The following is a 26,609-nucleotide window of genomic DNA, read 5'->3' as shown; positions in this document are numbered from 1 at the left end:
CATGTTCGTGCTCGACGCGCCCGCCCTCGACGAGCCCGCTGCCCTCGCCGAGACCGCTGCCCTCGCCGAGACCGCTGCCCTCGACAAGTCGGCCTCCGTCGACAAGTCGGCCTCCGTCGGCAGCTCTGCTTCCGTCGGCGAGTCGGGGAAGGCGGGCACCGCCCCGGCCTCCGCCCGGCTCCGCCGGCTGGGGCGGGGCCTCGTCCCCTACCTGTACCTGGCACCCGCGCTGGTGCTGCTGGTGGTGTGGACGTACCGGCCGCTGGTGCAGGCGTTCGAGCTCTCCACCTACTCGTGGAACCTGCTGCCGACCCAGCCGATGACGCCGGTCGGCACCGGCAACTACGAACGGCTGCTGGAGCTTCCGGCCTTCTGGAACTCGCTCGGCCGGACCGGCGTGCTGATCCTCGGGCTGCTGCCCTTCACCGTGCTGCTCCCGCTGCTCGTCGCGCTGGCCGGGCGGCGGGTGCACGGCCGGGCTCGCACCCTCTACCACGCCTTCATCTTCGCGCCCTTCCTGGTGGCGCCGGTGGCGGCGGCCGCGGTGTGGCGCTGGCTGCTGCACCCGGGCGGCGGCGTCGTCGGGCAACTGCTGGACAGCGACCGCAACTGGGTCTACGACGTGGACACCGCGCACACGGTGATCATCGTGATCACCGGCTGGCAGCTGCTCGGCTTCGCGGTGCTGGTGATCTGGGCCGGGCTGGCCGGGATCAGCAGCGACTACGACGAGGCCGCCCAGGTCGACGGCGCGAGCCCCGGCCAGATCCGGCGCTGGATCACGCTGCCGCTGCTCTCCCCCACCCTGATGTTCATGGTGCTCACCACGGTGCTGCTCAGCCCCGCGCTCACCTTCCCGCTGATCGACTCGATGACCCAGGGCGGGCCGTCGCAGGCCACGACGAACATCTACTACCTGCTGTGGGACTACGCCTTCCACAGCTTCGACGCCGGGCTCAGCGCCGCCGCCGGGGTGCTGCTCTTCCTCGGGTTCGGCGTGCTCGCCGGAGCCCTGGTCTGGATCTCGGAGAAGGTTGCCTTCCATGACGATTGACCGCCTGCGCGCGCTCGGCAGCCACCTGCTGCTCGGCGCGACCGCGCTGATCGCGGTGTTCCCGATCTACTGGCTCTTCGCGACCTCGCTGCGCAGGCCGGAGGAGGTCACCTCGCTGACGCCGTTCCCGTGGCCGCTCTCGATCGCCAACTACACCGACGCCGCCGACAAGGTGGACGTGCTCGGGCTGATCGGCAACACCTTCTTCGTCGCGGCGTTCTCCGCGGCCGGGCAGCTGCTGGTGGCGCTGCTCGCCTCGTACGCCTTCGCGCTGTACACCTTCCCGTTCCAGCGCGTGCTCTACCTGGCGTTCGTCGGCACCTGGCTGGTGCCGTTCCAGGTGACCATGCTGCCGAACTACGTGCTGCTCACCCAGCTGGGGCTGATCAACACGCTGATCGGGGTCGCGCTGCCCACGCTCTGCTCGGCGCTGGCGGTGCTGCTGCTGCGCCAGCACATGGCGAGCTTCCCCAAGGAGCTGGTGGCGGCGGCCCGGATCGACGGCCGCTCCTCCTGGTCCATCCTGTGGACCGTCGTGGTGCCCAACCTGCGCCCCGCGCTGGCCGCGCTCGGCATCCTGCTCTTCATCAACGCCTGGAACGAGTACTTCTGGCCTGCCGTCGTGCTGCGGCAGTCGAACAGCGTGCTGCAGCTGGGGCTGCGCAGCTTCATGGGCACCGAGGGCGACCAGTGGGGGCCGATGATGGCGCTCGCCGGGCTCGCCTGCCTGCCGGTGCTGATCATGTACCTGCTGCTGCAGCGGCACATCGTGAACGCCTTCGTGCGCTCCGGATTGAAGTAGCTGGTGGGTAGGCTGGGCGCATGGCGCTCCCCCTGGAAGAACGACAGGAATTCCTCGCCCGGCCGCATATCGGCGCGCTCGCCGTCGCAGGCGCTCCCGGCCGGGCCCCGCTGAACGTACCGATCTGGTACGACTACACCCCCGGCGGCGAGCTCTGGGTGCTCACCGGGACCACCTCCAGGAAGCTGGAGCTGCTGAAGGCCGCGCGGCGGTTCAGCCTCATGGTCCAGGTGCTGGAGCCGACCATTCGCTACGTGACCGCGGAGGGGCCGGTCACCCGGATCGAGCCCGGTGCCGCGCTGGTGCGCGAGATGGCGGCGCGGTACCTGCCCGCCGAGAAGCTCGAGGGGTACCTGGAGTACGCGCAGTCGCACGGGGAGCAGGTCGCCGTGTACATGCGGCCCGAGCAGTGGCTCTCGGCGGACCTGGGGTCGGTCTAGGGCTGTACCGCGGCGTTGAGGCGGGCCGCCAGCTCCTCGGCGCGGGTCGCGAGGTCGGGGGGTTCGAGGACGCGGAAGGCGTGACCGAGGGTGGCCACGTACATCAGTACTACGTCGAGATTGTCGGCGCCGCTGTGGATTTCGCAGGTGGTGGCGTCGACCTCGACGACCATCGCGGCGTTGGCGGAGACCTGGGTGCGGACCGTCGCCGCGGGGGCCCGCACCAGGAAGCGGGCCTGGCGGCGGTAGACGCGGCTGGCGACGCCCTCCTGGACGAAGGCGGCGGCGTCGGGGGCATCGGGGCGGGGGCGGAAGCGCCAGGTGCGCGCGGCGACCTCGGCCATGCGGTCGACGCGGAAGGTGCGCCAGTCGGCGCGGTCCAGGTCGTAGGCGAGCAGGTACCAGCGGCGGTCGGAGGCGACGAGGCGGTAGGGCTCGACGCGGCGGCGGCCGACGCCGTCCTTCGACGGGTACTCGAACCCGGCCTCCACTTCGTCGCGGCAGGCGCGGGCCAGCGTCATCAGCAGCTCCGGGTCGACCGGGTTGCGGCCGCCGCCGAAGGACTCGACCGCCCCGGAGAGCGCGCGCACCTCGTGCCGCAACCGGGTGGGCAGCACCCGGTCGAGCTTGGTCAGGGCGCGCAGCGCGGCATCCCCGGTGCTCGCGGCGCCGGTGCCCGCCAGCAGCGCGACCGCGGTCGCGATCGCCTCCTCGTCGTCGAAGAGCAGCGGCGGCAGCTCCTGGCCGGGGCCGAGCTGGTAGCCGCCGCCGATGCCGTGCTCGGCGCGGACCGGGTAGCCGATGACGCGCAGCCGCTCGACATCGCGGCGCACCGTGCGCGGGGTGACGCCGAGCCGGTCGGCCAGCTCGTCCCCGGTCCAGACCCGGCGCTGCTGCAACAGCCCGAGCAGGGTCAGTACCCGCTCGGTCGTGCCGCGCGCTTCCTCGTCCGCCACACCCACAGTCTCCCGAGACTAGCGGACCGATCCTGTCCGCAGGTGCTGTGAGGGTGGGGGCATGACATCGACACTCGACTGGAACCGCGCGCTGCGCGAGCAGTGGGAATTCCACTGGAACCATCAGGTGCGGGACCGGCTGGCCGGCCTCACCGACGACGAGTACACCTGGTCACCGGTGCCGGACCCCTGGAACGTCCGGCCGCGCGGCGGGCCGGAGCCGCAGTTCGGCACCGGCGAGCACCTGATCGACTTCGCCTTCCCGACCCCCTCGCCCGAGCCGTTCACCACCATCGCCTGGCGGCTGGGGCACGTGATCGTCGGCGTGCTGGCCATGCGCAATGCCACACACTTCGGCGGCGCACCCGCGTCCTACGAAGGCTGGGCCTACGCGGGCACCGCGAAAGAGGCACTCGCGCAGCTGGATACCGAGCTGGAAGTCTGGCTCGCCGGTGTCGCGGAGCTGGACGAGGCCGCGCTCGCCACGCCGGTCGGGCCGAAGGAGCCCGGGCACGAGGACGCGCCGATGGCCGACCTGGTCCTGCACATCCACCGCGAGCTGATCCACCATCTCTCCGAGGTCTGCCTGCTGCGCGACCTCTACCTGCACACGCGACGAGGAGAAACCGCATGAGCCGGACCGTCCAGATCACCTTCGACGCGCACGACCCGCGCGGGCTCTCGCTCTTCTGGCGCGACGCGCTCGGCTACGTCATCCCCGGCCCGCCCGGCGCCGAGCTCGCCGACGGCGCCGACCCGCTCGACGCCTGGGACACGTTCCTCGCCAAGATGGGCGTCCCCGAGGGGCAGCGCAACAGCAACTCGGCGGCCGAGGATCCGGACGGCACCGGCCCCCGGCTCTTCTTCCAGCAGGTGCCGGAGGACAAGGTCGCCAAGAATCGCGTGCACCTGGATGTGCGGGCGGCGCCCGGGCTGACCGGCGACGAGCGGATGGCGGCGCTGGAGGCCGAGTGCGACCGCCTCGTCGCGCTCGGCGCCACCCGGCTGCGCCGCTCCGAACCGGCACCGCCGATGAGCCACGGCTTCATCGTCATGGCCGATCCGGAGGGCAACGAGTTCTGCCTGGACTGACTCACGCCTCCAGCGGGACGGGGACGAAGTCGGCGCAGCCGGCGGGCAGCCGGACTCCCGCGGTACGCAACTGCGCGACCCTGGTCAGATACGCCGCACCGAGCAGCAGCTGGTCGGCGATCTCGGCGGCGTGGCGATTCGGCAGCGCCGCCAGGTGGGTGCCTGCCGCCCAGGTGTTGAAGGCGCCCATGGCGGGGCCGCACCAGATCTGGTAGTCGGCGACGCGGCCGGTGTCGCCGCGGATGCTCCAGCCCGAGGAGAGCCCGAGGTACCAGCGGAAGACCAGGGCCATCCGGCGTTTCGGGTGCTCCGCGGCGCCGGCCAGCTGGGCCGGGTCGCGCTCGGTGAAGAAGCGCACGCATTCGTCCCACACCTGGTCGAGCGGGCGCTTGAAGAGCGTCCGCTCGAGGTCGGCGCGGAGGTCGGCGGGGAGCGCGTCGAGGCCGTCGTAGGCGCGGTAGGTGTCGTAGAGCTTCTGCGCGCGGCCTGCGAACATGGTGCCGCGGCGCAGCACCTGCACCTGGACGCCGAGTTCGAACATGTCGGCCGATGGCGCCATGACGCAGTCCGCGAACTGCGCGCCTGCCAGCAGCTGCTTGGTGGCGGCGCACTGCGCGGCCTCCACCGTCGCCTGGTTCACCGAGCCGGTGACGATGTAGGCGGCGCCGAGCGCGAAGGCGGCCGCGGCGGCGGCCGGGGTGCCGATGCCGCCCGCCGCGCCGACGCGGACCTCGGCGGCGCCGGGGACCGTGCGGGCGAGCCGGTCGCGCGCCGCGATGATCTCCGGCAGCAGTACGACCAGCGGGCGGCGGTCGGTGTGGCCGCCGGAATCCGCCTCCGCGGTGATGTCGTCGGCCATCGGCACCCGCTCGGCGAGCCCGGCCTGCTCGGCGGTGATGTCGCCGGAGGCGACCAGCCGGTTCAGCAGGGCGGCGGGGGCCGGGCGCAGGAAGTGCTCGGCGACCTCGACCCGGGACACCTTCGCGATCAGCCGGTGGCCGACGACGATCCGGCCCTCCCGATCGGTGCTCAGCCCGGCCGCGCGATACCGCACCACCTCGGCGGTGAGGCCCATGAAGGCCGATGCCTCCACGCAGCGCACGCCGTGGCGCAGGCAGGCGTCGACGATGGCCCGCTCCAGCGCGGGCTCGGACGGGCTGTGGATCAGGTTGCAGGCGTAGGGCAGCTCGCCGAGTTCGGCGCGCAGCCCGGCCAGCGCGGCGTCCACCCGGTCCGGGGTGACGCCTGCCGCGCCGTAGGAGCCCAGGTATCCGGCCCCGGCCAGCGCCGTGACCAGCGCGGGTGCGGCGATGCCGTTGGCCATGGCACCCGCCATGTAGGCGCCGCGCAACCCGTGCGCGGCGCGGAACCCGCTGTCGCCCAGCCGGTCCGGGGTGAGCGGGCCGACCGCGGCGAGCACCTGGGCGCCCGCGGTCGCGGCCCGGTCGGCGGTGAGCCCGACCCGGCCGTCCCGCCGCAGCACCCACACCGGGCGGGTGACGTCGCGCAGCAGGGCGGTGATCTCGGCCGGGGTCTCGGCGACCGGCCGGTGCAGCGTTGTCACGACCGGACCTCCCGTTCGCCGAGTTCGATCGCCAGATCGGTGAGTTCGTAGATCCGCAGCCCCGGCTTCCACAGCGAGCCGTCGACGATCGCGATCACGCCGTGCTCGCCGTGCCTGATCTCCTTGATGTGCGCCTCCAGTTCGACGGTGCCGTCGGTCGGCAGGAACTGGCCGCGGTAGCGCCAGCCGAAGGGGATGTCGGCGGGGATCCGGAAGGCCGGGTCGATGAGGCCGTCGGCGTAGCCGGCGTCGAGCATCCACTCCTGCACGGCGTGGATCACCGACTCGACGCCGAGCGAGCCGGGGATCACCGGGTCGAGGTGGAAGTGCCGGTCGAAGTACCAGTCGGCGGGGTCGATCGCGCGCAGCGAGTGCAGGTAGCCCGCGTCGTACTTGCCGCCGCCGTCGACCACCTGGACGCGGTCGATGAGCGCGAGGGTGTCGCGAGCGCAGAGCGGGGCCGCCGGGTCGGCGCGGCGGGCGGCCACGTCGATGGTCCTGCGCTCGGCGTCCGGGTGCTCGGCCAGCCAGGTGGGGGCGGGGCGGCCGGCGTCGAGGCCGGTCTGGTTGGCGAGTGCCTCGTCGCTGAAGTAGCCGAACATGGTCTCGCCCCGGTAGAAGGGCTCGCCGCCGGTGCTCAGGGTGTAGTCGAAGGTCTGCAGCGAGGAGCCGGGCAGGATGGTGGTGGTCAGCAGCCGGGATCGCTGGCGGATGGTGCTGTCGCGCAGGTCGACCCGGCGCAGGACGGTGGCGGTGCCGCCGAGGTTGCGCAGGCTCAGGGTGGTGCCCGGCTGGGTCAGCGTCGGCCCCGCGTAGTAGCCCATGAGCAGCGCGGCCTGGAGTGAGGTCTCCATGTAGACGAAGTGCGGCATGGATTCGTTGGCGGTGGCGCCGTAGTACCAGGAGTCGGCGGGTGAGTCGTACTCGGTGGTGTACGCGGCCTCGGTCAATTGCCCGCGGGCGCCGTCGAAGTCGAGGACGCGGTCGACCAGGAGCAGGCCGCCGGTGGGGAGGCGGGTGGCGCGGACGCCGGTGTACTCGGCGAACTCCGGGCCCATGGCGATGGCTTGGTCGCCGCGGGCCAGGTGGGTCATGTGGAATTCGCTGAGCAGCAGGGTTTCGTCGGCCTGGCCCGGGCCGATGGCGGCGCCGGTCGGTTCGGTGGCGGTGATCTGTACCGACAGTGGTTCGGCGCCGGCGATGTGGACCTCGGCGGTGAGGTGTGGGCGGGGTACCAGGTCGATCTCGGTGACGTGGAGTTCCAGGGTGCCGGAGTGCGGGCCGGGGGCTCCCGCCGGGCCGGAGGAGGCCAGGGTGGAGCCGGTCAGGGCGAGGTGTAGCCCGGCGAACAGGGCGAAGACCTCGCCGGCCTGGGTCGCGGCGGTGCCGGGGTCGCCCTCGTAGGTGGCGGTGAGGCGGCCGCGGCCGCCTGCGCCGAAGAGCTCCAGGGTCTCGACCTCGGTGAGCACCAGGGGGTGCTGGGGGGCGAGTTTCGCCGCCGGGCGGATGCCGGGGCGCTGGTGGGACGGGCCGAAGACGGTCGCGATGTCGCCGGCGGCGAGCTGGTCGAGCGCTGCTCGGTCGAGGTGGGTCCGGGTGGTGCGGGCCTGGGGTTTGAAGGCCCATTCCGGGGCGTGGAACGGGGCAGGTCGCGCGGCGTCGGGCTGCGGCGCGATGCCGGGCTGCGCCGAGGTGCTGGGCCGTGCCGAAGTGCCGGGTTGGGCCGAGGCGCCGGGCTGCGCCGCAATGCTGGGCTGTGCCGGAGTGCCGGGCTGCGCCGCAATGCTGGGCTGTGCCGCGGTGCCGGGCTGTGCCGAGGTGCCGGGCTGTGCCGAGGTGCCGGGTTGGGCGGGCTGCCCGGTACCGGTCGGGATGGCGAGTCCGGCCCGCTCCCAGAGGGCGCGCTGGAGGGCGTACTGCGCCGCGAGGGCAGCGCGGTGTGCGTCCGCGACGCCGGCGCGGAGCTGCGCGAGCGGATTCGGGGTGCTCGTGGTCGGCACCGTGGGAGCCGCTTCCGGTTCCGGCAGCGCCGGGGCCGCTTCCGGCTCCCGCACCGCCGGGACGGCGGCATCGTGCACCGCGTCCGGATCGAACGCGATGCCGTCGAACTCGAGGGTCGTCATGCCATCCACCGCCTCACCGAGGTCTGGAACTTCTCCGTCAGATCGGGCGTCGTGACCACCACGACGTCCGAGAACCGCTGCAATACCGCGCCGTCGGCCGCGACAGCGGTGGCGTCGACGCGGGCGTCGAAGCGACCCGCCCGACCATTGCCGACGACCAACCGGAACGGCTCGCCGACCGGCAGCGGCCGGTGGTACTCCACCCGCCCGATGCCGAGCGGCAGGCAGGCCGCGCCGAGCAGCCGGTGCCCGAGCACCGGCGGGCCCTGCAGCATCAGGTCCGCGCGGACCGGGTCGTGCAGCCTGCTCGCGTAGCCGCCGCCCGCGACCGGGGCCGCGTCGATGGCGCATTCGAAGACCACGGTGTCCCCGGTGTCGGCGACCACCCGCCGCAGCCCCTGCAGTGCGGGGGCGTGGAACTGGATGGCCTCGCGATAGATGTCGAGCGAGCTCGCCGGGCCGGTGGGCACCGCGAGTACCGGTGCATCCGCCGCAGCGGCAGCCAGTTCCAGCGTTGCCCGGAAGTGCGCGATCGCACCGTCACGCACCGTCACCCGGACCGGAAGCACGCCACCGGCCTCGGCACCCGGCTCCAGCTCGAGGTCGAGCGCCTCGACCGGATGGTCGAACACCAGCCCCTTGAGCACCTGGAAATCCCTGGCGCCGATCACGGTCCGGCCCGGAAGGGCCCGCTCCGCGGCGTGCGCCATCGCGCCGAGCCCGAAGGTGGCCGGCAGCACCACGTGCTCCCCCACCCGGTGCGCCTCGATGATCGGCTCCTCGGTGAGCCCGATCAGACTGCGGCGCAGCCGGACCGGCGCGTGCGGCACCGGAGCGGGCCCGGCGAGCGATTCGGCCGGGCCGATCAGAACGACGGTGTCCGCTTCGCGCTCCGCGGTGAACTGCTCGGTGAAGGCCGCCGCCCCGACCTCGGGGGGCAGCAGCTCGACGCCGGCGGCGTGGAAGTGCTCGCGCAGCGCGGGCGTCACCATGCCGCCGTCCCAGGCGCCCCAGTCGATCGCGGTGACGTGCCGGTCCGGATGGGCCCGGCGCCAGGCCACCGCGAAGCGGGAGAGCGCCTCGTTGGCGGCGGCGTAGTCGGCCTGGCCGGTGTTGCCGTAGAGCCCGGCCACCGAGGTGAACAGGATCAGGTGCTTCGGCTCCGGCACCGCGGTGAGCAGCGCCGTCAGCGCCGACAGTTTCGGGTTAAGCACGCGGGCAATGGATTCCGGGGTCTTGTCCGGGATCCGGGAGTCCGCGAGCACGCCCGCGCCGTGCACGATGCCGGTGATCTCCCCGGCCCGGGGGCCGAGCGCCTCGCGCACCGCGTCGGCGTCGGTGGCGTCGACCGCCAGGTAGTCGGCGCGGCCGTCCAGCGCGGTCAGGGTCTCCCGGATCTCCCTGGCGGCCCTGATCCCGGAGCAGGTGCGCGCGATGTCGCGCGGTTTCGCCCCGGTGCCCGCGAGGGCGCGCACCGCGGCCTGTTGGAGGTCGGCGTCGGCGATCCCGGCCGCCCACTCCGGTTCGGCCTCGGGCTCGGTCCGGCCGAGCAGGATGAAGCGGGCCGGAACCCGCCCGGCCAGCGCACGGACGCAGGTGGCGGTGACGCCGCGGGCACCGCCGGAGACGACCAGCAGGTCGTCGGCGGTCAGTGTGACCTCGGGTTGGCTGTCGAGCGGGCGGATCGGGGTCACCGTGCGGGCCGGGCCGAAGCCGCCGGGGACCAGGGTGGACCTGGTGCCGTCGGCGGCCACGCCGACCTCGACGATGTCTCGCGCCGCGTCGTCCAGTTCGGTGAGCACCAGGTCGGCACAGCGCTCCGGCGTCGCCGCCGGGTCGATGTCCAGTGCCCGGCAGAACAGGTCGGGGCGTTCGGCGGCGAGGGTCTTCAGGATGCCGCCGACGCCGCCGAGCCGGGCGCGCACCGGGTCGTCGGCGGTGCGGAAGCCGAGCCCCCCGTCCAGCCGGATCAGGGTCGCGACGGCGGCGCGGCCGTGCTCCGCCGACATGGTGGGGGTGATCCGGCCCGCGGTCAGGATGGTGTCGGTGAGCAGGCGCTCGACGTCGGTTCGCTCGGTGCCCGAGCCGAGCAGGATCAGGCACAGGTCGGGGTGCTCCCCCGGGTCGGGGAGCGTTGTGACCGTGCGCACCGACCATCCGCGCGCGGTGAGCGCGGTGGTCAGCGCGGTGGCCTCGCCGCTGCCGGCGGGGTCGATGAGCAGGGCCACCGGGTTCGCCCGGTAGGCGCCGATCGCGGTGTCCGCGGCGGGCAGGGTGATCAGTTCGACGGCATGCCGCGGCGCGCGCGCCGCGGCATCAGCTTTTGGGTGGACATCACCGCCGGTGCTGAGCTCGGCCACGATCTGGTCGAGGGTGCGCAGGGTGCCCAGTTGCTCCGGGCCGAGGTTGGGTAGGTCGGGGAAGCGTTCCTGGAGAGCGCCGATGACCTGGACCCGCTTGATCGAGTCCACACCGAGGTCTGCTTCGAGATCCATGCCGGTGTCGACCATCTCGACCGGGTAGCCGGTCTTCTCCGCGACCACCTCGCGCAGGGCCTGGCGGAGGGTTTCCGCGTTGTCCCCGGTGGCGGGGGTGCCGGTGGAGCTCTCCGAGGCGGGGCCGGTGTCGTTCGCGCCGAGGAGTTCGGCGATCTGGTCGAGGGTGCGCAGGGTGCCGAGCTGCTCCGGGCCGAGGTTGGGTAGGTCGGGGAAGCGTTCCTGAAGAGCGCCGATGACCTGGACCCGCTTGATCGAGTCCACGCCGAGGTCTGCCTCCAGGTCCATCCCGGTGTCGACCATCTCGACCGGGTAGCCGGTCTTCTCCGCGACCACCTCGCGCAGGGCCTGCAGAAGGTCTTCGCGGCTGCCCGCCGGGGCCTGGCTCGACTGCTCGTCGGCCGGTGCCGGAACCGGCGCTGGTGCGGCTGCCGTAGCCACGGCAGTGAAATTCGCGGCCGGGGCCGAAGCCGGAGCAGACGGCGCGGGCGGGACGGTCGGGCCCGAGGCAGACGGCGCGGCCGGGCCGAACGGCGCGGCCGGGACGGTCCGGGCCGGGACATGGCCGTCTGCCGGGGCAGAACTTGCTGCCGTGGCTACGGCAGCCGAGTGTCCGGCCGGGACCTGCGCCGAGGGAAGTGCCTCGGCCGAACCGTTGGTGTGGCCCGGAGCGAGCGCTTCGGGCCGATGCTGCGGCACGGCGGCCGGCCGGTAGGCCGGAACCGGCCGGGCGGCGGCGGGCCGGGCGAAACCGGCCTCGAGATCGGCGAGCTGGGCCAGGACGTCGGAGGCGCGGGTGTGGCTGGCGGCGATGGCGACGCCGTGGTCCTTCACCGCTTCGATGGCGCGCACGGTGGTCTCGGTCAGTACGCCCGCGTCGAGCGCGCCGACCAGCGCGCGTGCCATGTCGAGCTGGCCGTCGAGGAACTGGTGGTGGGATCGGAGGTGCTGGGTCAGCGCGCTTTCCAGCGCGCCGTCCTGCTGGGACGAGTACACGGAACTCTCCGTCGGTTCGGGGGCGTACCTGGGCGGCGCCGTCGGTGCGGCTGCCGTGGCCACGGATGGGAAGGTGCGGGCGGAGGTGGACGTGCGGGCGGGCAGACCGTGCCCGGGAGCGTTCGGGACGGAAGCGGCACCCGCACCGACGGCGGCGGCACCATTGCCTGTACCGACCTTCGCGGCAGCGGCACCATTGCCGCCACCGGCGACGCCGTGCGCGGAACCGGCACCGGCGCGCCCGCCACCCGTGACCACGGCGCCGTCGCCGACACCTCCGGCGGCGGAAACGGCTACGGCAGAACCGTTCCCGTTCGAACCGGAATCATCGAGCCGCACCCGATACCCGTCCGACAGCGCGGCGGCGTACGCCGCCTTCCGCGTTTCCGGCACATACTCGGGCGCCGAGATGGTCACCGTCATGGGCCGGCTCGGCTTGTGCGGCTCCAGCACCGGTGCCGCGTGCCGATTGATCCCGGACAACCCGAAGCCGAGCACGGCGAGCCGGACCGCGGCGCGCGTCAAGGAAAGATCACTGTTGCCGATCGGCCCGGAGTCGGTCGCGATGGCGACGACATCGTCGCCGAGGGTGCGCCGCACCAGCGAGGTCAGCACCTGCTTCGGCCCGAACTCGACGAAGACCGTGCAGCCGGATTCGCGCAGCGCGGTGAGCGCGGCCACGAACTCGACCGGCTGCCCGAGCTGCCCGGTGAGCACCGCCCGGTTGGCGGCGGCGTCACTGCCGTACCGCGCGCCAGCGCTGTTGGCGTACACCGGCGCGTCCGGCGCCCCGATCTGCACCTCGGCGAGCGCGGCGGCGAAGGCGTCGACCGCGTGCGCCACGTACGGGGTGTGGAACGCCCCGGAGACGGGAAGCGCGCGGGTGGCGACCCCGCGCTCGCCGCAGACCGCGACGGCGGCGGCGACGGCATCGGGACCCCCGCCGATCACCACCTGGTCGGGGGCGTTGTGGTTGCAGATCCAGACGTCGTCGATGGCGTCCACGATCTCCCGCGCCACCTCGACGGTCGCGTTCAGCGCGACCATCGTCCCCGCCTCGACGCCGTCGCGCGGCGTCATCGCGACGCCGCGTGCCCTGGCCAGGCCGTGGAAGTCGGCCCCGCTGAGCGCACCGGCCGCCCAGAGCGCGGTGAGCTCGCCGAAGCTGTGCCCGAGGTACCCGTCGGCGCGGAACCCGCGCTCGCGCAGCGCCGCGAACTGCCCGGCGGCGAGCGCGCCGATGGCGGGCTGCGCGAACTCGGTGCGGCGCAGTGCCCGCTCCTGCGCGGCCGCGGCCGCCTCGTCGAAGGCGGGCGGCGGGAACACCACAGACGAGAGCCGCTGCGGCGCACCGGCGAACGCCTCGTTGGCGGCGTCGAAGGCGGCACCGACGGCGGGCTGCGCGATGGCGGCGTCCGCGCCCATGTCGACGTACTGGCTGCCCTGGCCGGCGAAGAGCGCGGCCACCCTGCGGTCCGGCAGCGCGGAGGCGCGGTAGTAGACGCCCTCCGGGTGCTCCCAGGAGGCGGCGTCGGGGTTGCGGACCAGCTCGTCGACGGCGAGGCCGCGCAGGTGCTCGGCGTTCTCGTCGTCCAGCGAGACGAAGCCGACGCGCACGTGCCCCTCCGGGATCTCGCCGCCGTCGATCGGGGCGGTGCTGCGCACGGCGTCGATCAGCCCGGCGACGTCGGCCGCGTGCCAGAGGTGCGCCCGCGCGGTGCGGTGCAGCACGCTCGGCCGCTCGCCGTCGGCCTCCTCGAGCACCACGTGAAAGTTGGTGCCGCCGAAGCCGAAGGCCGAGGCTGCGGCGCGGCGCACCGGGCGCTCGGGGTCGCGGATCCACGGCCGGGTGCGCGAGTTGACGTAGTACGGCGCGTTCTCGGCGGCGATCTTCGCGTTCGGCGCGGTGACATTGATGGTGCCGGGCAACACCTTCTGATGCAGTGCGAAGGCCAGCTTCATGAGGCTGGCCGTGCCCGCGGCGCCCTTGGTGTGCCCGATCTGCGACTTGACGCTGCCGAGCGCGGCGAACCGGGGCTCGTCGGTGGCGTCGGTGAGCAGCTCCTCGAGCGCGGTCAGCTCGGTCTTGTCGCCGACCGGGGTGCCGGTGGCGTGCGCCTCGATCAGCGCGACGGTGGCGGGCGAGATCTCGGCGTCGGCGTAGGCGCGGTCCAGCGCGACCCGCTGGCCGCCCGCGCGCGGGGCGTAGATGCTCTTGGCCCTGCCGTCGGACGACGAGCCGAGCCCGCGCAGCACCGCGTAGATCCGGTTGCCGTCGCGGCGGGCGTCTTCCAGCCTGCGCAGCGCGAGCATGGTGATGCCCTCGCCGAGCAGGGTGCCGTCGGCGTCGCTGCCGAACGGGCTGATCCGGTCGGACTTGGAGAGCGCGCCGACCTTGGAGAAGCACAGGTAGATGAAGATCGTGTTCTCGGTGTCGACGCCGCCGGTGATCATCATGTCGGCGCGGCCGTCCTGCAGCTCCGCGACGGCGGTGCGCAGCGCGGCGAGCGAGGCGGCGCAGGCGGCGTCGACGGTGCAGTTGATGCCGCCGAGGCCGAGCCGGTTCGCGACCCGGCCCGCGGTGATGTTGGAGAGCAGCCCGGGGAAGGAGTTCGCCTCCCACGGCGCGTAGGCGGCGACGAACTTGGCCGAGACCGCCTCGGCATCGGCCTGGCTGAGCCCGACCGAGCGCGCCGCCTCCTCCAGCACCGGGGTGGAGAGCCGGGCGGCGAGCGGGTGCATCAGCGGCACCGGGCCGGTGGTGCCGAGCACGACGCCGGTGCGGCTCGCGTCGTACCACTCGGAGCCGGTGGCGCCCGCGTCGAGGAGCAGGTCGCGGGCGACGCCGAGGCTCAGCGTCTGCATGGTGCTGGTCACCTCGAGCTGGTTCGGCGGCAGCCCGAACTCCAGCGGGTCGAACTCGACGTCGGGCAGGAAGGCGCCGCGCCGGGAGTAGGTCTTGTCCGGTGCCTCCGGGTCGGCGTCGTGGTAGTCGTCCAGGTTCCAGCGCGACGCGGGCACCTCGGTGGTGCAGTCGACGCCGTCGATGATGTTCTGCCAGTACTCGCGGTGGTTGCGTGCCTGCGGCAGCAGCCCCGACATGCCGACGATGGCGATCGGGGTGCGCGCTAGGCGTCGTTCGTCCGTCACGGAAGTTCCTCTCGGACCGGGCGGGTGGTCAGGCGGCGACGGTGGTCGCGGTGCGGTCGGCGATGGCGCCGGCGGCGGCGACGGCGAAGGTGTGGTGGCCGAGCGGGGCCGGGTGCAGCCCGTCGGCGGTCCACATCTCGGGCCGCTCCCAGGCCGGGTCGCCCGCCAGGTCGAGCAGCAGCGCGCCGGTGTCACCGGTGACCTCGCCGAGCACCGCGTTGGCGAAGGCGAAGCGCTCGCGCAGCAGCGCGCGCATACCGGTCGGCACCGGGAGCCGGGCCGGGATGTCCGGGTAGTTCGCGGTGACCACGGTGGCGCCGCTCGCCCGCAGCGTGCTGAACAGGGTGCGCAGGTTGCGCTCGAACCGGACCGGGTGGAAATCGCTGACCAGGTCGTTCACCCCGCAGACCACGCCGTAGAGCCCGGCGCGGGCGGCGAACGCCCGGGGCAGCTGGTGCTCGACCACGGCGCCGGTGGTTGCGCCGTGCTCGCCGAGGTTGCGGACCGTGGCCGGGCGCAGCCCGAGCTGGCCGCCGAGCCGGGGCACCCAGCCCCGGTACCCGCCGCCGGGCGCGTCGTCGCCGCGCCCCTCCACGAAGCTGTCGCCGAGCGCGACGAGTGCGGCGCTCATGCGGTGACCCCGCTCTTGCTCACGTGCCGCGCCTCCAGCGGGAAGTTCACCTTCTCGTAGAGCGCGGCCAGCTCCTCCTCGCCGAAGTACTTCTCCGGCGGGTAGATGCCCGCGATCAGCCCGAAGAAGTTCTTGATGTACTCGGCGTCCATGCTGGTCGCCCGGAACACCGAGTCGTAGTACGGGGTCAGGCTCAGCTCGGAGATGGCGAGCGTGAGCTCGAAGGTGCTCGCGCTCTGCGCGTCCCGCTCGGTCTGGTACTCGGCGAGCGCCTCGTCCAGCGGGCGCTCGCCGGAGAGCCCCTGGTGAATCTTCTCCGACAGCAGCTGGGCGTACTTGAAGGCGTCGGTGATGCCCCAGCCGGTGAAGGGGTCCTTGTGGTAGCCGGCGTCGCCGACCAGGGCCCAGCCCGGACCGTAGGACGTCCTGCGGTAGTTGTCCGGGTAGAGCATCGGGCGGAACGGCTCGGCCCTGGTGCCCTTGTCGCGCAGCAGCTCGCCCAGTTCGGGGTCGACCTGGCTCACGATCTCCTGCACGCCCGCGTCGGGATCCTGGCGGAACTCGCGGAACCGGTCGCGCTTGCGCATCACCGCGACCAGGGTCTGGTCGTCGTTGGTGGGCCAGCCGGCGAACTGCTGCTCGCCGAAGCCGGTGCGGTGCTGCATGCCCCAGTCGAGGCCGTCGTAGTACGAGTAGTAGATGAAGCACGCGGCGGCGGAGCCCTCGTAGGTCTCGGCGCCGACCGCCTTGGCGACGGTGGAGTTGGCGCCGTCCGCGCCGACCACGAGCCCGGCCCGGAACTCCTTCTCGGTCCCGCCCGCCTCGCTGCCGCGGATGCCGACGACGCGATCACCGTCGAAGACCAGCCCGCTCACGGTGAAGCCCTGGATCAGCTCGACGCCCGCCTCACCGGCGGCCTCGACCAGGACGGTGTCGAGCGCGGTGCGGCGCGGGCAGTAGACCGCGTCGATGCCGTCCGGCGCGGTGCGGGCGAAGCCCTTGATGACGATGTCGGTGTAGGAGAAGTTCAGGTTCCGGATCGGCGGGACTCCGGTCTCGACGACCCGGTCGAGCAGCCCCCACGACTTCAGGAAACCGAGCCCGGCCTGGTGGACGTAGTGGGTCGACGGGGTGTCGCTGGGAAAGGTGGCCCGGTCGACGGCGAGGACGCGGTACCCCTGGCGGGCGAGGAGCATGGCCAGCGGCGATCCGGCAACCCGGGTACCGACAACGATGACGTCGTACATATTTCGCTTCACTTTCCGATCGGTGAATGAAAAGGGGCTAGCGCGCGACGCTGCGCGGTGCGTAGAGCGCGGCGATATCGGCCGCGTACGCCTTTTCGATCGCGGCCCGGCGAAGTTTCCGGGAGGAAGTGAGCAGCCCTTCCTCGACGGTGAAATCGCCGTCCACGATCCGGAATGCGCGGATGGATTCCGCGCGGGAGACGAGGGAATTCGCCTCGGCCACCGCGGATTCGATCTCGGCGTCGGGATCGAGCGCGGGATCGGCGGTGCGGCGGCGGGCGAGCTGGTCCGGGTCGAGCGTCACCAGCGCGGTGACGAAGTCGCGGCCGTCGCCGACCACCATGCAGTTGCTGACCAGCGGGTGCAGCCGCACCCGGTCCTCCAGCGGGGTCGGCGCGACGTTCTTGCCGCCGGAGGTCACCAGGATCTCCTTGCGGCGGCCGGTGATGGTGAGGTAGCCCTCGGCGTCCAGCTCGCCGAGGTCGCCGGTGCGCAGCCAGCCATCGGCGTCGGCCATCGGCTGCCCGGCCGCCGCGCCCCAGTACCCGGGCGAGACGTGCGCGCCGCGGACCAGCACCTCGCCGTCGGGGGCGATGCCGACCTCGGTGGCCGGGATGGGCCGCCCGACGGTGCCGAAGCGGTTGCTCCGCGGCGCGTTCACGGTGACCGCGGTGGCGGCCTCGGTGAGGCCGTAGCAGTTCAGCAGCTGCACCCCGAACCCGGCGTAGAAGCCCTGGGTGGACTCGTCCAGCGAGGCGCCGCCGGAGATCACCGCGCGCAGCCTGCCGCCGAGCGCGGCGTACACCGCGTGCTCGCCGGGCTCCGGGACCTGCCCCGCCCGCAGCAGCGCGATGCCGCGCTCGACGGCGGCCTCCTCCTCGCCGGCGGCGAGCAGGGTGCGGCAGTACTTGCGGATCTTCTCCAGGCCGTACGGGATCATCGGAAGGAAGGTCGGGCGCAGCACCGGCAGCGCGGGGACCAGCTCCGGGATGGCGGGAAGCAGGTGCGTGCCGCTGCCGCCGAAGACGCAGGCGAAGAGCATGGTCTGGCCGAAGACGTGGGCCAGCGGGAGCGCGAGCACGGTGGTGCCGCCCTCGAACAGGGTCTCGGTGCGGCGCACGGTGTTCGCGGCGGAGACGAACATGTTGCGGTGCGTGATGACGCAGCCCTTGGCGACGCCGGTGGTGCCGCTGGTGTAGACGATCATGGCCGGGTCGGCGGCGCGCACCGCGCCGAGCACCCGGTCCAGCCCCGGCGCCGCGGCGCCGGTCGACCACTCCCGCACCTCGGCGAAGAGCCACACCCGGTCGGCGCCCGCGGCGCGCAGCCGCTCGGCGTCGGCGTCGGACTCGGCGGCGAAGTGCGCGCTGCCGCTGTCGGACAGGATGTGCTCGATCTGCGCCTGCGACGAGGTCGGGTAGACGGTGACGACCACCGCGCCGATCGCCAGCGCCGCGAAGTCCAGCAGTGCCCACTCCACCGTGGTGCGGCCCAGGATCGCGACCCGGTCACCCGGCGCCACCCCGCGGCTCAGCAGCGCCGAGGCCAGCGCCCGCACCCGGCGGTCGAGCTCGGCGCTCGTGAACCGGGTGCCGTCCGCGCCGCCCAGTGCGAGCCGCTCCGGATGCCGCAGCGCGGCACCCGAGATCACCGAGTGCAAACCCTCGGTATCCGCTATGTCGAAACCGTTCTCGGCCACCGAAACTGTGTTCACACCACAGAATTCTCCGGGGAATCACGAACCGATATCCGGCCGCGGCAGCTGTTCCTACCGCGCGAATGTCATCGCCTATCCAACCGCGCGGGTCGGAACGGCGGCGGCACTCTCGATGTGCACCGGATCGGGGAAATCCAGGCAATCCAGGAACATCTCCACGGCCGGTTTCGATTCGTTCGCCCGCCACACCGCGTACAAATCCAGAGTGGGAACCGGGTCGAAGAGTTTCACCGCCACCGAGCCGTTGCCCGGCCCGCCCATGCCCATCGAGATGGCGCGCGGCAGCGAGGCGAAGCCGACCAGCGGGCGCACCGACACCATGTGCGCGGTGGCGCCGGGATCGTCGGCGGTGTGCGTGACCGCGAGCGAGATCTCGTTCTGCGCGGCGGCCCGGAAGATCGAGTCGTACATGGCCGGACACTGCTCCCTGGCGAAGAGCACGCAGTCCTGCCCGGCCAGCTCGGCGAAGGGAACGCCGGGGCGCTCGGCCCAGCGGTGCCTGCGGCCGACCACCGCCACCAGCGGCACCCGGTGCAGCAGCCGCCGGTACCTGAACTCCGGCGAGGTGGGGTGGCCGTAGACCATGCCGATGTCGAGCGCGCCGTCGGCCAGCGCCTGCAGCTGCGGGCCGGTGCGTTTCTCCCAGAGCGAGACCTCGATGTCCGGGTGCCGGTCGGTCATCCTGGCCAGTGCCTCCGGGAGGACGTGCCTGCTGGCCGGGAGGTTGTACCCCACGTCGAGCCGCCCGGAGCGGCCCGCGGCGGTGGCCTTGGCCGCCTCGGCGGCCCGGTCCAGCTGGGCCACCACCAAACGTGCCTGTGCCTCGAACTCCCGCCCGGCCGGGGTCAGCTTGACCTCGTGCGAGTTCCGGGCGACCAGCTGGACCCCCAGCGATTTCTCCAGCTTCTGCAGCTGGGCGCTGAGACTCGGCTGGGTCAGATGCAAGCGCTGCGCTGCGCGACCGAAATGCAGTTCTTCGGCGATCGTGATGAATGAAACCAGATGACGGATCTCCATGACGCCGGCCCCTTCTTCCGCGTAGGAAAAACGCTAGCGGCGAGAGGTAACCGCAGATGAACCTGCCCGGCCGTACGGGAGCCGGGCTCATGGCGCGGGGGTTAACTCACGACGAAGCCCGGGGGGCCGTGCTAGTGAATTGGCCCAAGGTTCATCCGGCGGCCCGGTTCGAGCGGCGGGGCACCCCACCGCTCGAAGCCGGCACCGAGGTGGTGCGCACGCGCGGCGCCGCGCATGATCTTGCCGCTGCTCGTTTTGGGGAGGGCGCCGGGCACGGTCAGCACCAGCTCGGCGAGGGCCAGGTCGTGGTCGCGCAGCAGGGCGGAGCGGATGGCGCCCGCGATCTCGGCCGCCGCCGCCTCGGTGCCGCGCTCGATCTCCTGCACGAGGACCGGGTGGTCGTCGGCGCCCGCGGCGAAGGCGGCGGTGCCGCCCGCGCGCGCCGCCGGGTGCGCGGCCTGGGCGGTGTGTTCGAGGTCGTGCGGGTAGTGGTTGCGGCCGCGGACGATGAGCAGGTCCCTGTGCCTGCCGGTGACGTACAGCTCGCCGTCGACGAACTGCCCGAGGTCGCCGGTGCGCAGACCGGCCGCGGCGTCGAGCTGCTCGCCGTCTCCGGCACCACGCCGACCGCCGAAGACGGCGGCGGTGCCGTCCGGGTCGCGCCAGTACCCCGCCGCGACGTTCGCCCCCGCGAGGCGAAGCTCGCCGATCCGCCCCGGCGGGCACGGCTCCCCCGACTCCGGGTCCACGATCCGGATGTCGACGCCGGGCGCGGGCCGCCCGGAGCCGACCAGCAGCCGCGCGGGCTCCCCCGGCGCCGCCGCGCGCAGCGTGCCCGCGCCGAGCTCCGCGATATCGGCGCGCAGTTCCCGCGCGCCCCGGCCGGGAATGCCGCCGCTGACCAGCAACGTCGCCTCGGCGAGGCCGTAGCAGGGGTAGAGCGCGCCCGGGTCGAAGCCGTGCGGGGCGAAGGTCGCGGCGAAGCGGCGCAGGGTCTCGGCGCGGATCGGCTCGGCGCCGTTGAAGGCGACCCGCCAGCTGCTCAGGTCGAGTCCGGCCGGGACGCCGGACCGCTCGGCGTGGCGCACGCAGGCGTCGAAGGCGAAGTTGGGGCCGCCGCTGGTGTGCGCGCGGTAGCGGGAAACAGCGGTGAGCCAGAGCAGCGGGCGGCGGATGAAGGTGAGCGGCGCCATCAAGACGCAGGGCGCGCCCAGGTACAGGGGTTGCAGCAGGTTCCCGATCAGCCCCTGGTCGTGGTAGAGCGGGGCCCAGCCGACGAAGGTGGAGTGCTCGTCGTGGCCGAAGGCGGCGCGGATCATCTCCTGGTTGGCGCTCAGGTTGCGGTGCGTCACCACCACGCCCTTGGGTGCGCCGGTGGAGCCGGAGGTGTACTGCAGGAACGCCGGGTCGTCGGGGGCGCACGGCTTCGGGTCGAGGGCAGGGCCGTCGGCGGGCACCTCGTCCACCGCGATCCGCTGCGGGACCGGCAGGTCGGCCTCCAGCGCGCCCGCGGTCAGCAGGACGGCGGGGTCGCAGCCGGCGACGATGCCGTGCGTGGCGGGGTGCGCCCGGCCGCGGCGCGGCGGGATCACCGGCACCGCGATCACCCCGGCGTACAGGCAGGCGAAGAAGGCGGCGACGAAGTCGAGCCCGGACGGGAAGACGAGCAGCGCGCGGTCGCCCGGACGGGTCACCGCGGCCAGCCGGGCCGCGATCGCGCGGGCGCGCAGGTCGAGCCCGGCGTAGGTGAGCGCGGCGGTCTCCGCGCCGTGCTCGTCCAGGAAGACGTAGGCGGTGGCCGCCGGTGCGGTGCGGGCACGCTCGCGCAGGACATCCGGCAGCAGCACGGTGTTTCTCCCTCAGACGGTCTCGACGGCGAGCGGCAGCCGCCGCGGGCCGCGCACGATGAAGCTGTGGTCTTGCCACTCCGGCTCGCCCGCGCGCACCAGCCTGCCCGGCAGCCGGAGCAGGCAGTCCAGCGCGATGCGGGCCTGGAGCTCGGCCAGCGGGGCGCCGAGGCAGCCGTGCAGGCCGTGGCCGAAGGCCAGGTGGGCGGTTGGCGCCCTGGTGAGGTCGAAGGTGTCCGGCTCGGGGAAGGCCGCCGGGTCGCGGTTGGCGGCGCCGAGGCAGAGCAGCACCTGGTCGCCCGCGCGGAGCACCCGGTCGCCGAGCGGTACGGACCGGCGGGCGACGCGCTTGGTGTGCTGCAGCGGGCTGTCGTAGCGCAGGGTCTCGGCCACCGCGGCGGCGCTGCGCGCCGGGTCGGCGCGCAGCCGGTCCTGGGCGGCGGGGTGCGCGGTGAGCGCGAGCACGGCATTGCCGATGAGCGACTTGGTGGTCTCGACGCCTGCGACGAAGCACATGATGCCGATGGTGGCCAGCTCCTCGTCGGAGAGCCGGTCGCCTGCTCCGGTGCGGCTCGCGAGCAGCAGGCTGATCAGGTCGTCGCCCGGTTCGGCGCGGCGGCGGTCGATCACCGCGCGCAGTTCGGCGGTGAAGGTGTCGACCACGGTGCGCACCCTGGCGAAGTCGGCCGCGGTCATGAGGCCGGGTTCGAGCAGGAAGCGGATGTCGTGGGTCCAGCCGCCGACCAGCGGGTGCAGCTGCTCGGGCAGCCCCAGCCAGTCGCAGAGCGCGAGGACAGGGAGTTGCCCGGCGAAGGAGCCCATGAGTTCGGTCTCGCCGTCGCGCCAGGCGTCCCGGATGAGCCGCTCGGCGAGCGCGGTGACGCGGGGGCGAAGCCGGGCGGCGGCGGAGGCGGTGAAGACCCGGTTGACCAGGGCGCGCAGCCGGGCGTGGTCCGGGTTCTCGGTGAAGACCAGCGATTTCAGCCCGAGGCGGTCGATCCGCTCGGTGTCGCCGACGCCGAGCCGGGCGGCCTGGCGGCGCAGGGCGAGCGGGATGACGTCGACGCCGAAGTCGCGGTCGCGCAGCACCGCGCGCACGTCGGCGTGGCGGGTGAGTACCCACATGCCCATGGTGCGGTGCACCGGGGCGTGCTCGCGCAGCGCGGCGTACATCGGGTACGGGTCCGCGCGGAACTCGTCGGTGAACGGGTTGAACCGCACCGGGGCCGCGGTCACCGCCCGGCCCCGCCTCCGCTGAAGTGGCCGCTGCGGTAGGGCTCGAGCACGATGCGCAGCAGCCCGATCTTGCCCATCCGGAACCCGAGCGCGGAGAGCCGCAGGTAGCGCTCGTACCGCTTGGTGATCTCGGGACCGATGAGCGCGACCGCCTCGGCGCGGCGGCGCTTGAGCCGGGTGGCCCACTGCTCGCAGGTCCAGGCGTAGTCCAGGCGGTCGTTGCGCACCGTGCGCACCTCGAACAGGCCGTCGGCGGCCGCGGTGATCTCGGCGAGGGTCGGCAGGTCGGCGTCCGGGAAGATGTCCCGCTGGATGAAGGTGCTGGCCTGGTCGCGCGCCATGTTGGCGTAGGCGATGGTCTGCAGCGAGAGCGCACCGCCGGGGCGCAGCCAGCTCCGGCAGCGCTCGAAGAAGGTGCGGTAGATCCGGATCTTCTCGGCCGGGCTGTCCGCCGGGGTGGCGAAGTGCTCGAAGGCGCCGATCGAGACGATGCCGTCGACGGGGCGCTCCGGCTCGTGGTGCAGCCAGTTCCGTACCGCGATCTCGGTGCCGGGCAGGTCGAGCGCGCGCACGTGCGCGGCCTGCTCCTCGGCGAGGGTGAGCCCGGTCAGCCGCGCGACGCCCTCGCTCGCGGCCACGGCGAGCAGCGCGCCCCAGCCGCAGCCGATGTCGAGCAGCTCGCCGGCGTCGTGCGCGCGGACCGCGTCCAGGTGGTAGCTGAGCTTGCGCTGCTGGGCCGCCGCCAGGGTGTCGGCCGGGGTGGCGGGCATGGCGCAGGAGTAGGTGAGCGAGGGGTCGAGCCAGAGCGCGTAGAACTCGTTGCCGACGTCGTAGTGGTGCCGGACGGCCGCGGCCGCCGACTCGGCCCGCGCAGTAGAGACCGAAGCGCTCATGCTGTATCCATTCGGCCTGAGCGAGGGCCCTCCGTGGCTACGCTCCGCTACCGCCTCCGGGCCTGACTCGCTCATGCCACCTGCCCGGCTCGTTCGACCAGGTAGCCCGCGACAGCGTCGAGGGTCGGCTCGTCGAACAGCTCGTCCGGCGGGATATCGACGCCGTAGCGCTGCTCGATCTCCATGAGCAGCGCCACCGCGACGACCGAGTCCACCCCGATGCGGTCGAAATCGGCGGCGGGGTCGATACTCTCGGGCGGCACGCCGAGCGCCTCGGCGAGGTAGCCGCGGCTCCAGGTGATGATCTCCGTGCGGTCCATGGTCGTCATCCGTTCTCAGGGGGTGGCCGCGTCGGCGGCGGGGCGGAGGCGCCGTGCTTCCAGCCGGTCCCGGGACGGCACCTCGACGTCCCTGGCCAGCCCGGCGGCGGCGAGCAGGCAGATCAGCCAGTAGCCGGGGTCGAGCCGGTACCACTGCAGCCCGAAGGAGGGCGAGTCCGGGAAGGCGTGGTGGTTGTTGTGCCAGGACTCGCCGAACGAAAGCAGCGCGAAGACGCCACCGTTGCGGCTGTTGCCGCGTGCTCGGTACGGCCTGGTGCCGAACATGTGCAGGAAGGAGTTGATGGCCCAGATGATGTGCTCCAGCACGAACATCCGCACCAGCCCGCCCCACAGCAGCCCGCTCACCGCCCCGGTCCAGCTCTGGTACACCAGCCCGCCGATCACCGCCGGAATCGCCATCCCGAGCGCGACCCACCAGTGGTAATACCGCGAAACCTTCAGCAGCAGGCGGTTCTTCAGCAGGTCCGGGGCGTAGTGCACGATGTTCGGGTACTCGTGGCGGCGCATCCAGAGGAAGTGCGAGTGCAGCAGCCCGCGGGCCCGGCCGCGGAACCCGCCGCCGGAGAGGTTGGGCGAGTGCGGGTCGCCGTCGCGGTCGGCGTTCTCGTGGTGCCTGCGGTGGATGGCGACCCAGGAGAGCACGCCACCCTGCCCCGCCATCGAGCCGAGCACGGCAAGCACCACCTGCACCGACGGCGCCGCTTCGAACGTCCGGTGGGTGAAGAGCCGGTGGTAGCCGACGGTGATCGCCAGCCCGGTGGCCGCCCAGCCGCCGACCAGCAGCGCGATCTCGGTGATCCCGATCGGGTGCACCGCCACGAAGGCGAGCGCGGCCACGGTGCCGAAGATCGGCGCCACGTCGAAGAGCAGGAAGTGGCGGCGCTGCAGGCGGTGCAGGTAGGGGCTGTCCACCGCGAGTTTCCTCGGGGCGGCGCGCCGGGGTGCGTCCTCGCCGGACATGGCGGCTCCCTCACGACGGGTCGGGAATGCCGAATCCCGCTGCCGGAGCGAGGATTCGGCTCGAACGGATCCGAGCGTATGCGTGCGGGCGGCCGGGGGGCGGGGCCGAGAAGAACTGCTGATCGGTCGATCATTCTCACGTATCGCGAGGGTCAGGGCAGCGCGTCGCCGGGGATGCCATGCGCGGCGTGATCGCGAGCAGCCCCTGCTCGCGCAGGTCGCAGTTGAGCCGGCCGTGCTCCCAGAGCAGGCGGTCGCGGTCCGCGTGCCCGGCGGCGGTGCCGCCGACCCGCGCCTGCACGGTGACGTCGCGGACCCGCGCCTTCCCCGCCGAGAACGGGTCGAGCCGCCACCACTCGGCCATCCGGCCCACAAAGACCGCCCAGGTGCGGGCGCGGCCGGCGCGGACCAGCACGCTGCGCCGGATCGGCGGGCGGGTCAGCGGCAGGACGCGGGCGTCCTCCTCCGGCGCGGTCACCGGCGGCACCGGTTGCCGGGCGCGACGAGCGTTGTCATGCGGGATCCTCCTCGGCCAGTTCCGCGGCCCTGGTCAGCGCGGAGGACCAGATCCCCGCCGGCGCCGGCCTGGCCTGCTCGCCCCCGCTCGGCTCGGCCCGATACAGCCGCCTGGTCCCCGAGCGCCTGCGCGGCTCGGCGAGCGCGCGGAACACCTCGTCCCCCCGTTGGGAAGAACCGCACAAGCCCCCCGCCGGGGTTGCCCGATCGATTCCCCTGCCGCGCAGGATGTTCCCCGCAGCACCCGGGAACCGCGATCCGCCGCACATTTCCGGCCGCCGCCTCTTACGGTGTAAGGGGAGCTAGAAGGAGTGCTGTGGTGGATCGTTACACGCCGGAGGTCGAGGCGCGGCTCGCGCTGATGCGGGCCGAATACGACGAGTTGCTGGAGACGGGTCGGGGGTGGTCGCTGCGGGAGCTGTTCAGCACCGCGGAGAGCGATATCGACGCGTACTGCGCGGGGTTCGCGCCGAACAGATTCGGGGACGAGGCGCTGGCCGGGGCGGAGGAGTTCTGCCGCAGACACGGCATCTGGCTGGAGCCGGGCGGGTCGCACTACAACAGCATGACGCCGTACCTGCACCCGAACGCGGTGACCGCGGAGCGGATGACGCTGATCGGCATCTACAACGCGATCCTGTTCTGGCTCAACGACACCGTCGGCCGGGAGAAGTTCGCCGCGCTCACCCCGGAGCAGCAGGCGGCGGCGGGCGAGACGGTGCGCAGGCTCACCCGGCTGCTCGAGACCGGAAGCCCCGCCGCCGATCCGGAGCCGGTGGAGGCCGCGACCCACGAGTACCTCGAGCGCACCGCCGCGCTCGCCGACCCGGCGTGGATGCGCGGCTTCCGCGCCGACACCGCGGGGCACCTGCGCCCCGCCATCCGGGACCAGAACGCCAGGGCGCGGGGCGACGTGCTCTCGGTGGCCGGCTACATCGAGCTGCGCTCGCACGTCTCCGGGATGTACCCGGCGATCGCGCTCTGCGAGTTCGGCCGGGACGCCTACCTGGACTGGCCGCGGCTGGCGGCGGCCGGGCTCGCCGCCGAGCTGCACACGCTGCGCCTGCTCACGGTGGAGATCGGCGCACTGATGAACGATGTGTTCTCCTTCGAGAAGGAGTGCATCGCCGACGGCGCCGACTTCAACCTGGTGCCGATGTGCCTGCTGGAGGCGCCCGCGGGCGGGCTGGCCGGGGCGGTGGCCGACGCGGCCACCGTGGTGCGCGACCGGTTGACCGCGTTCCGCGAGGTCAGCGCGGGGATCGCGGCGGCGGTGGCGGCCCGGCCGGAGGTCGATTCGGGCGGGCAGGTGACGGCGCACGTCGCCGATCTGCGCGGCGCGGTCCAGGCCACCTGGGTCTGGCAGATCACCACGCACCGGTACAAGGGCCGGTCGATCTTCGAGGAGAATCGCCTGGGCTGACCGGCCGCGGGGTCGAGGCGCTGCCTGGGTTCGGCCCCGGGGGACTATTGTCGGAGAATCACAGCAGCATTCCCGGCACACTCCGGTGTCCGGGAAACGCGACATATCG

At 73.1% G+C, this 26,609-nt stretch carries 21 protein-coding genes; 6 read left to right on the top strand and 15 right to left on the bottom strand.

Annotation, left to right across the window (positions count from 1 at the left end; translation table 11 throughout):
- Position 1: 1 nt before the first annotated feature.
- The 3 genes from LTT61_RS28950 to LTT61_RS28940 are packed head-to-tail and all read left to right on the top strand — an operon-like array spanning position 2 to position 2,296.
- Positions 2-1,054, top strand: a complete 1,053-nt coding sequence (locus LTT61_RS28950) for a carbohydrate ABC transporter permease (protein WP_233017176.1) — start codon at positions 2-4, stop codon at positions 1,052-1,054.
- On the top strand, positions 1,044-1,856 hold the full coding sequence (locus tag LTT61_RS28945) for a carbohydrate ABC transporter permease (RefSeq protein ID WP_233017175.1): 813 nt from the start codon (positions 1,044-1,046) through the stop codon (positions 1,854-1,856). The genes LTT61_RS28950 and LTT61_RS28945 overlap by 11 nt, the downstream gene beginning before the upstream one ends.
- A gap of 20 nt (positions 1,857-1,876) precedes the next feature.
- Positions 1,877-2,296, top strand: a complete 420-nt coding sequence (locus tag LTT61_RS28940; protein ID WP_233017174.1) for a pyridoxamine 5'-phosphate oxidase family protein — start codon at positions 1,877-1,879, stop codon at positions 2,294-2,296.
- Here the strand turns inward: LTT61_RS28940 and LTT61_RS28935 are convergent.
- Positions 2,293-3,252 (bottom strand): helix-turn-helix transcriptional regulator, encoded by a 960-nt coding sequence (locus LTT61_RS28935; RefSeq protein WP_233017173.1) that lies wholly within the window; start codon positions 3,250-3,252, stop codon positions 2,293-2,295. The genes LTT61_RS28940 and LTT61_RS28935 overlap by 4 nt on opposite strands.
- 61 nt (positions 3,253-3,313) lie before the next feature.
- On the opposite strand from LTT61_RS28935, the gene LTT61_RS28930 reads away from it, so the two are divergent.
- Both LTT61_RS28930 and LTT61_RS28925 read left to right on the top strand, forming a co-directional pair.
- Positions 3,314-3,886 carry a DinB family protein gene (locus LTT61_RS28930; protein WP_233017172.1) on the top strand — a complete coding sequence of 191 codons (573 nt, stop codon included), beginning with the start codon at positions 3,314-3,316 and terminating at the stop codon, positions 3,884-3,886.
- Positions 3,883-4,344, top strand: coding sequence for a VOC family protein (locus tag LTT61_RS28925; RefSeq protein ID WP_233017171.1), 462 nt, complete (start codon positions 3,883-3,885; stop codon positions 4,342-4,344). The genes LTT61_RS28930 and LTT61_RS28925 overlap by 4 nt, the downstream gene beginning before the upstream one ends.
- 1 nt (position 4,345) lies before the next feature.
- Here the strand turns inward: LTT61_RS28925 and LTT61_RS28920 are convergent, their stop codons facing one another.
- From LTT61_RS28920 to LTT61_RS28855, 14 genes are all read right to left on the bottom strand, one after another.
- Positions 4,346-5,908 carry a PfaD family polyunsaturated fatty acid/polyketide biosynthesis protein gene (locus tag LTT61_RS28920; protein WP_233017170.1) on the bottom strand — a complete coding sequence of 521 codons (1,563 nt, stop codon included), beginning with the start codon at positions 5,906-5,908 and terminating at the stop codon, positions 4,346-4,348.
- The gene (locus LTT61_RS28915; protein WP_233017169.1) at positions 5,905-8,031 is read right to left on the bottom strand and encodes a beta-ketoacyl synthase; all 2,127 of its coding nucleotides are present in this window, start codon (positions 8,029-8,031) and stop codon (positions 5,905-5,907) included. The genes LTT61_RS28920 and LTT61_RS28915 overlap by 4 nt, the downstream gene beginning before the upstream one ends.
- The gene (locus LTT61_RS28910; RefSeq protein WP_233017168.1) at positions 8,028-14,672 is read right to left on the bottom strand and encodes a type I polyketide synthase; all 6,645 of its coding nucleotides are present in this window, start codon (positions 14,670-14,672) and stop codon (positions 8,028-8,030) included. Before LTT61_RS28910 ends, LTT61_RS28915 begins: the two co-directional genes overlap by 4 nt.
- A gap of 28 nt (positions 14,673-14,700) precedes the next feature.
- The gene (locus tag LTT61_RS28905) at positions 14,701-15,303 is read right to left on the bottom strand and encodes an SGNH/GDSL hydrolase family protein (protein ID WP_233017167.1); all 603 of its coding nucleotides are present in this window, start codon (positions 15,301-15,303) and stop codon (positions 14,701-14,703) included.
- The gene (locus tag LTT61_RS28900) at positions 15,300-16,550 is read right to left on the bottom strand and encodes an NAD(P)/FAD-dependent oxidoreductase (protein WP_233017166.1); all 1,251 of its coding nucleotides are present in this window, start codon (positions 16,548-16,550) and stop codon (positions 15,300-15,302) included. Before LTT61_RS28900 ends, LTT61_RS28905 begins: the two co-directional genes overlap by 4 nt.
- 37 nt (positions 16,551-16,587) lie before the next feature.
- Positions 16,588-18,264 (bottom strand): AMP-dependent synthetase/ligase, encoded by a 1,677-nt coding sequence (locus LTT61_RS28895; protein ID WP_233017165.1) that lies wholly within the window; start codon positions 18,262-18,264, stop codon positions 16,588-16,590.
- A 75-nt stretch (positions 18,265-18,339) separates the two neighbouring features.
- Positions 18,340-19,284 carry a LysR family transcriptional regulator gene (locus tag LTT61_RS28890; protein ID WP_233017164.1) on the bottom strand — a complete coding sequence of 315 codons (945 nt, stop codon included), beginning with the start codon at positions 19,282-19,284 and terminating at the stop codon, positions 18,340-18,342.
- Between the two features lie 131 nt (positions 19,285-19,415).
- A complete protein-coding gene (locus tag LTT61_RS28885) occupies positions 19,416-21,131 on the bottom strand; it encodes a fatty acyl-AMP ligase (protein WP_233017163.1) in 1,716 nt (571 codons plus the stop codon).
- Between the two features lie 12 nt (positions 21,132-21,143).
- On the bottom strand, positions 21,144-22,367 hold the full coding sequence (locus LTT61_RS28880) for a cytochrome P450 (protein WP_233017162.1): 1,224 nt from the start codon (positions 22,365-22,367) through the stop codon (positions 21,144-21,146).
- A complete protein-coding gene (locus LTT61_RS28875; protein WP_233017161.1) occupies positions 22,364-23,260 on the bottom strand; it encodes an SAM-dependent methyltransferase in 897 nt (298 codons plus the stop codon). The genes LTT61_RS28880 and LTT61_RS28875 overlap by 4 nt, the downstream gene beginning before the upstream one ends.
- Positions 23,261-23,331: 71 nt before the next feature.
- The gene (locus tag LTT61_RS28870) at positions 23,332-23,580 is read right to left on the bottom strand and encodes an acyl carrier protein (protein ID WP_233017160.1); all 249 of its coding nucleotides are present in this window, start codon (positions 23,578-23,580) and stop codon (positions 23,332-23,334) included.
- 15 nt (positions 23,581-23,595) lie between these two features.
- Positions 23,596-24,561 (bottom strand): acyl-CoA desaturase, encoded by a 966-nt coding sequence (locus tag LTT61_RS28865; RefSeq protein WP_233017159.1) that lies wholly within the window; start codon positions 24,559-24,561, stop codon positions 23,596-23,598.
- Positions 24,562-24,697: 136 nt separating this feature from the next.
- Positions 24,698-25,039, bottom strand: coding sequence for a hypothetical protein (locus tag LTT61_RS28860; RefSeq protein WP_233017158.1), 342 nt, complete (start codon positions 25,037-25,039; stop codon positions 24,698-24,700).
- 34 nt (positions 25,040-25,073) lie between these two features.
- Positions 25,074-25,232: a hypothetical protein gene (locus tag LTT61_RS28855; RefSeq protein ID WP_233017157.1), complete on the bottom strand. Its 159-nt coding sequence runs from the start codon at positions 25,230-25,232 to the stop codon at positions 25,074-25,076.
- A gap of 164 nt (positions 25,233-25,396) precedes the next feature.
- Here LTT61_RS28855 and LTT61_RS28850 point away from each other — a divergent pair, with 164 nt between their 5' ends.
- Positions 25,397-26,500 (top strand): terpene synthase family protein, encoded by a 1,104-nt coding sequence (locus LTT61_RS28850; protein WP_233017156.1) that lies wholly within the window; start codon positions 25,397-25,399, stop codon positions 26,498-26,500.
- The last annotated feature ends 109 nt before the right edge of the window (positions 26,501-26,609 follow it).

Origin of the sequence: Nocardia asteroides, assembly GCF_021183625.1 — a bacterium.
In the GTDB taxonomy this organism is placed as follows: Bacteria; Actinomycetota; Actinomycetes; order Mycobacteriales; family Mycobacteriaceae; genus Nocardia; species Nocardia asteroides_A.
The sequence above is the reverse complement of the archived record's forward strand: the minus strand, read 5'-3'. Positions and strand labels throughout refer to the sequence as shown.